General features: G+C 66.5%; 6 protein-coding genes. 2 read left to right on the forward strand and 4 right to left on the reverse strand.

The window, feature by feature from the left end:
• From CWO91_RS41235 to CWO91_RS41245, 3 genes are all read right to left on the reverse strand, one after another.
• The coding region (locus CWO91_RS41235) for a chromosome segregation SMC family protein (RefSeq protein WP_165406065.1) at positions 1-1,750 on the reverse strand (1,750 nt) is incomplete at its 3' end.
• 216 nt (positions 1,751-1,966) lie between these two features.
• A complete protein-coding gene (locus CWO91_RS41240; RefSeq protein WP_130221034.1) occupies positions 1,967-2,638 on the reverse strand; it encodes a DsbA family protein in 672 nt (223 codons plus the stop codon).
• 136 nt (positions 2,639-2,774) lie between these two features.
• Positions 2,775-3,266, reverse strand: a complete 492-nt coding sequence (locus CWO91_RS41245) for a DUF721 domain-containing protein (RefSeq protein WP_130221035.1) — start codon at positions 3,264-3,266, stop codon at positions 2,775-2,777.
• A gap of 161 nt (positions 3,267-3,427) precedes the next feature.
• On the opposite strand from CWO91_RS41245, the gene mutY reads away from it, so the two are divergent.
• Positions 3,428-4,528: an A/G-specific adenine glycosylase gene (gene mutY / locus CWO91_RS41250; protein WP_165406066.1), complete on the forward strand. Its 1,101-nt coding sequence runs from the start codon at positions 3,428-3,430 to the stop codon at positions 4,526-4,528.
• A 69-nt stretch (positions 4,529-4,597) separates the two neighbouring features.
• Entirely contained in the window at positions 4,598-5,017 is a 420-nt protein-coding gene (locus CWO91_RS41255) for a PaaI family thioesterase (protein WP_130221037.1), read from the forward strand.
• A gap of 37 nt (positions 5,018-5,054) precedes the next feature.
• Here the strand turns inward: CWO91_RS41255 and CWO91_RS41260 are convergent, their stop codons facing one another.
• Positions 5,055-5,942: a hypothetical protein gene (locus tag CWO91_RS41260; protein ID WP_130221038.1), complete on the reverse strand. Its 888-nt coding sequence runs from the start codon at positions 5,940-5,942 to the stop codon at positions 5,055-5,057.
• Positions 5,943-5,990: the final 48 nt, after the last annotated feature.

Below are 5,990 nucleotides of genomic sequence, written 5' to 3' on the forward strand. Positions count from 1 at the left end.
CGATCTGCGCCAGGCGGCGCGCCAGCTCTGCCGGCGCCTGCACATGGTTGGCGAGCGGCACGACGCCCTCGGGCAGCTCCGGATCGCCGTCGGTGACGCCGGCATTGGTCCAGCGCATCGGCGCCGACGGATCGACCGGCGCGTCGAGATCGTCGCCGAGGGCAGCGCCGATCGCCTTCTCAAATCCCTTGTCGACGGTGATGCCGTCGATGATCGGCGGCCACAGATTCTTGGTCTCGCCGTTGACGATCTTGGAGATCGTGCGCGCCTCGGTCTCGAGCCGCTGCACGCGCTTGTCGGCTTCGACCAGCGGCGAGCGCGAGGATTCCAGCGTCTGCCGCGCGGCGACATGGGCGGCTTCGCTCGCCTGCGCTGCGGCTTCCGAAGCGGCCAGCGTCTGCTCCGCAGTCTCGACCAGAGCGGTCAGCTCGTCGAGATCGCCGAAGCCGCCGGTCTCCTGCGCAAGCTTCTGCTCTTCCGCCGTGACATTCGCGATCTCCTGGTCGAGCCGGGCGAGCTTGTCGCGATGGGTGCGAACATTGGCTTCAAGCTGGTTGCGCTTGGCGGTGAGGTCGGCGAGCGCGGTGGTGAGCTCGGCGAAGCGCTGCTCGGTTTCGGTCAGCACCGCCTCGGCTTCCGCGACGCGCTCGTCGACGCCGGAGCGCTTCTCGACGCGCGACTTGATCTCTTCCTTCAGCTCGGCGTCCTCAGCGTCGAGCCGCTGCAGCGCGACGTCGGCGTCCATGGTCTGCTGCTGGGCGCGCGAGATGTCGCCTTCGAACTGGGCGAGGCGCCGCTCGAGCTCGGCGACGCGCTCCTTGGCGCGCTCTTCCTCGCGGTCGAGCTGCTCGCGAGCATTGGTGAGGCGCTGCAGCCCGGCCGCGGCACGCGCTTCGGCGTCGCGCAGCGCCGGCATCTCGGCGGCGCGGATGGCCTGGATGCGGGCGGCTTCGGCTTGGTGCTGGGTGCGCTCGGCCATCTCGCGGACCGCGAGATCGTGCGTCTGCCCGGACTCGTTGACGTCGGCGTGGGCGCCGATCCAGCGCAGGTGGAACAGCGTGGCTTCGGCCTTGCGCACCTTGGCGGCGACCTCGCGATAGCGCACGGCCTGGCGGGCCTGCTTCTTCAGGCCTTCCATCTGGCCGGAGAGCTGGCCGATCACGTCCTCGACGCGGGTGAGGTTGGTTTCGGCCGCCTTCAGCCGCAGCTCGGCCTCGTGACGGCGGGCGTGCAGGCCGGCGACGCCCGCGGCGTCTTCCAGCACGCGGCGGCGCTGCTCGGGCTTGGCCTGGATGATTTCGCCGATCTTGCCCTGGTGGACGAGCGCCGGCGAGCGCGCGCCCGTGGCGGCGTCGGCGAACAGGATCTGCACGTCGCGGGCGCGCACGTCGCGGCCGTTGATGCGATAGACCGAGCCGGCCTCACGCTCGATGCGCCGGGAGATTTCGAGAAGCTGGCTGTCGTTCATCGCCGCCGGCGCGGTGCGATCGGCATTGTCGATCGTCATCGTCACTTCGGCATGGTTGCGCGCAGGACGGTTGCCGGAGCCGGCGAAGATCACCGCGTCCATGTCGGCGGCGCGCAGCGACTTGTACGAGGTCTCACCCATCGCCCAGCGCAGCGCCTCGACGAGATTCGACTTGCCGCAGCCATTGGGTCCGACCACGCCGGTCAGGCCGGGCTCGATAACGAAGTCCGTGGGCTCAACGAAGGACTTGAAACCGTGAAGGCGCAGGCGGGTGATTTTCATAAGCACGCATCTCTGTTGGCAGGCGCGAATCCCCTGCCGGGACAACACCATGGAAGGCATTGTCGCTGTCTGGGCGAGTCGCGCGAGGCGGCTCGTGCGGCGGACAATGGCCGCGGTGCGCCGCGAGGGCAACCGGCGAAAGCCGCTTTTCCCAAGGGATTTATGCCGGGAATGATACGGCTTTAGATGCGCGAATCAGGATTGTGGCGTTGCGAATCAGCTCTTCAGCAGCGGATTGATCTTCTTGGCGAACTCCTCGAACGAGGCCTCGCCCTTGATCTTCTCGCCGTTGATGAAGAAGGTCGGCGTCGAATCCACCTTCAGAACGTCGCTGGCGTATTTCTGGTCCGCGGCGATCTTGTCGAGCAACGCCTGGTCCTTCAGGCAGGCCTCGACCTGCTGCTGGGTGAGGCCGGCCTGCTTGCCGATCCGCGTCAGGGTCTCGGTGGTGTTCTTCATCACCCAGTCGCTCTGCTGGCGGAACAGCATGTCGGTGACGGCGAAATATTTCGGCGCGTCGTCCTTGGCGATGCAGCGCGACAGCATCGATCCGGCGGCGGCTTTGATGTCGAGCGGGAACTCGCGGAAGATGTAACGCACCTTGCCGGTGTCGATGTATTCCTTCTTGATCTTGGGGAACACCTGCTCGTTGAAGGCCGCGCAGTGCGGGCAGGTCATCGAGGCGTATTCGGTGATGGTGACGGCGGCATCCTTCGGGCCGAGCGCCATGTCGGGCAGCGACACCGGCTTGGCCACATCAGCGGCGGATTGCGCCATTGCTTCAGGGATCATGGCCTCGGAGATGAACCGCAGCGGCGAGAGCCCGGCGAGCGCGGCAAGCCCGGTCAGCGACAGCATCGTGGTGAAGGCGCGGCGGGTGATGATCAAGGTCGGCTCCCGGATTGGCAAGGGTCGTCCCGGGGTCCATCGAGTTCCCGCCCCGGCGGCCTGTCGCTAGCTTGAAACGTCGATTGAGGCAATGGCGAGCGGCAAGTCAGGGTCCAGATTAGCAGCTGAATGAGGCTCAATTTCGCTTGATGGCGGCCCCGAGCCGCGCCAGCGCCGTCTTGAGCTGTTCATCTTCGATGTCGCCCAGACTCTCCGCCATCTTGGCTACCGATTTGGGATCCGGCGGGCCTGGCCGTGCCGGCCGCCGGGCGCGCGACAGGGGAGCCTGGCGGAAGGCGAGCTTGCCGACGGCGCTCCAGCCGAAGAAGCGGTTGACCCGTTCCAGGATCACATCGGCCGAATGCTGGATCTCCAGCGCCATCGGCCCTTCGACCCGCAGCACCAGCGTCGCCGGCTGCTGCGGCTGGCCCTCCACCGGCCGCGGCCATTGCATCTTCAAGGGCTCGGCATGGGCCGCGATCTCCGGCCCGGCGATCTCCGCCCACCGCGTCACCAGCTCGCGCGCCGCAAAGCCCTGCTTGGCATAGGCCTCGGCAAAGACGTCGTTGAGCAGGAGCGACAGCGGCTTGGCGCTGATGGGACCGGGCTTGGGAGGGAATTTGGACATGCGGACCTTATAGCACCGTGCGCGACGCGTCAGGAACTGCTGCCGTCATGGCCGGGCCTTGTCCCGACCATTCACGTCTTGCCGCGAAGAAAGACGTGGATGCCCGCGACAGGCGCGGGCATGACGTGGAGAGACCGGCGCGTTGCCGCTACAGTGTCGGCATGAGCCCCAGATCTGCCCTCAAGGCCAAGTCGGAACCAGTTCAGTCGAAAGCCTCATCGCGCCCGAAACTCCTGCTCGCCTGGTACGACCGCCACCGCCGCCGACTGCCCTGGCGGGCTGCGCCCGGCGAGGCATCGGACCCTTACCGCGTCTGGCTGTCGGAGATCATGCTCCAGCAGACGACGGTGAAGGCGGTCGGGCCTTATTTCGAAAAATTCGTCGCGCGCTGGCCGGACGTCACGGCGCTGGGCCGGGCCTCGCTCGACGACGTGCTGCGGATGTGGGCTGGGCTCGGCTACTACTCGCGGGCGCGCAACCTCCATGCCTGCGCGGTCGCGGTGACGCGCGAGCATAGCGGCGTCTTTCCCGACACCGAGGAAGGCCTGCGCGCACTGCCGGGCATCGGGCCCTACACGGCGGCCGCGATCGCCGCAATCGCATTCGAACGCCGCACCATGCCGGTCGACGGCAACATCGAGCGGGTGGTCTCGCGCCTGTTCGCGGTCGAGGAGGAGCTGCCGCAGGCCAAGCCGCTGATCCAGCAGCTCGCCGCGATGCTGCTGGCGGATTCTCGTGCCGGCGACAGTGCGCAGGCGCTGATGGACCTCGGCGCCTCGATCTGCACGCCGAAGAAGCAGGCCTGCTCGCTATGTCCGCTGAGCGACGACTGCACGGCGCGTGCGCAGGGCACGCAGGAAACATTTCCGCGCAAGGCGCCGAAGAAGAGTGGAACGCTCCGGAGGGGCGCCGCCTTCGTCGTCACGCGCGGCGATGAGCTTCTCGTCCGCTCAAGGCCCGAAAAGGGTCTGCTCGGCGGCATGACCGAAGTGCCCGGCTCGGATTGGCTCGCCGGCCAGGACGACGCGGCGGCGAAGCAGCAGGCGCCGGAGCTGAAGGGGCTATCGCGCTGGCAGCGCAAGGTGGGCGCCGTCACCCACATCTTCACGCATTTTCCGCTGGAGCTGATCGTCTACACGGCGAAGGCGGAGGCCCGCACCCGCGCGCCCGAGGGCATGCGCTGGGTGCCGATCGCCACGCTTGCCGGCGAAGCGCTGCCCAACGTCATGCGCAAGGTCATCGCGCATGGATTGGATCTCTAGCGCTCACCCTGCTGACATCATGCTGGCAGCAGGCCTGCGTTAATCCCATCGACGGCAACGGAGGTTCGTATGGTCAGGACTGCGCTCGATAACTTTCGAAAGCCGCCCTGCGCCGAGCTATTGGGCTGGGGCCTGCTCGATGCCCGCCCGCAGGAGGGCTGGATCAAGCTCGGCTTCGAAGGCCAGCCGGAATTCTGCAATCCAGCAGGCTTCATCCAGGGCGGCATGCTCTCGGCCATGCTCGACGACACCATGGGCCCGGCCGTGCTGGTGATGAGCGAGGGCCGGCTCTACACCACCACCATCAGCATGACCGTGAATTTCCTCAGCCCCGCAAAGCCAGGGTCGATTATTTCCGAAGCCAGAGTCACCCAGCTCGGCAAGACCATCGCCTTCGTCGAGGCCAAGCTGACAGCCCAAGACGGCACGCTGCTTGCGACTGCAACCGCGAGTGAGCGTCTGCTTGAGGCGGCGAGGGTCGTGCGCTGAGGCGGAGGCGATAATCGTTGTCCACCCATCGGCGTCTTCAAGCACTCAGAACCAGTGGGATTACGGTGCGGTATTTTCCGGCGGAAGATGGAACTGGCGGTTCGGGGGCCAACTCAACAGACACCTGACCAAGCCCATGCTCATTCAGCAGCTTGGTCAATTCGGAATGGACCGCCCGCCAAACCCGGCTTGGGTCAGCGTCGGCTGCGGGATGGAGGCGAACGCGCAATTGTGTTGGCGCAGTCTGCACGATCTGAAACAACTCCACGCCGGGTACATGATCGATCTCAAGCGCGAGCGATGGCACTGCGACTTTCTCGCCGCGTTCGGTTGGAAACGTGAGGATATCGGCAGCGCGGCCCCGCACGCGGATCGCCGGAAGTGGGTTGCCGCAAGGACAGGGATCAGGTCGTTGCAGGATGCGGTCGCCGAGATCGTAGCGGAGGATCGGCTGCACGCGATTGGCGAGGTTGCTCACGAAGACCGTATGCGCCTCCTCGCCGGGCGGAACCGGCCGATAACTCGCATCGACGGGTTCGAGGATCGCCCAATCGCTGTTGACGTGATGCCAACCGTGTTCACAGCCAATGGCCATGAACAGGCATTCCGTCGCGACGTAAATAGTCCGGACCTTGGCGTGGAATGCCCTTGCGATCCGGTCGTATCCGTCCGGCGAAAGCCCTTCCGAAGTCGGAAGAACCAGCACCGGCCGAACATGCAGGCGACCGGCATCCTGCTCGGCGGCCAAGAGTGCCATGACGCTGGCGTATCCGATGAGCAGAGCCGGGCAGAACCGATCGAGTTCGGCGACCAGATTCTGCAACGGCGCCTGCGCCGCGAGCGCCCGGAATCGTCGGGCCGACCATTTTGTGCGGATCGCAGCAAAGCTGGTTGCGCCGATGTAGTGGCCCCCCATCGCCAGCACCGAGGCCGCGCGGCCGCCGCGGACGAGGAGACGAAATATCTCGCTGCC

It is taken from the genome of Bradyrhizobium genosp. SA-3 (genome assembly GCF_004212635.1).
In the GTDB taxonomy this organism is placed as follows: Bacteria; Pseudomonadota; Alphaproteobacteria; order Rhizobiales; family Xanthobacteraceae; genus Bradyrhizobium.

Excerpts from the sequence above, each read along its gene's own strand:
- CWO91_RS41245 (WP_130221035.1), bottom strand. The coding sequence starts at position 3,266 with ATGTCCAAATTCCCTCCCAAGCCCGGTCCCATCAGCGCCAAGCCGCTG.
- mutY (WP_165406066.1), top strand. The coding sequence starts at position 3,428 with ATGAGCCCCAGATCTGCCCTCAAGGCCAAGTCGGAACCAGTTCAGTCG.
- CWO91_RS41255 (WP_130221037.1), top strand. The coding sequence starts at position 4,598 with ATGGTCAGGACTGCGCTCGATAACTTTCGAAAGCCGCCCTGCGCCGAG.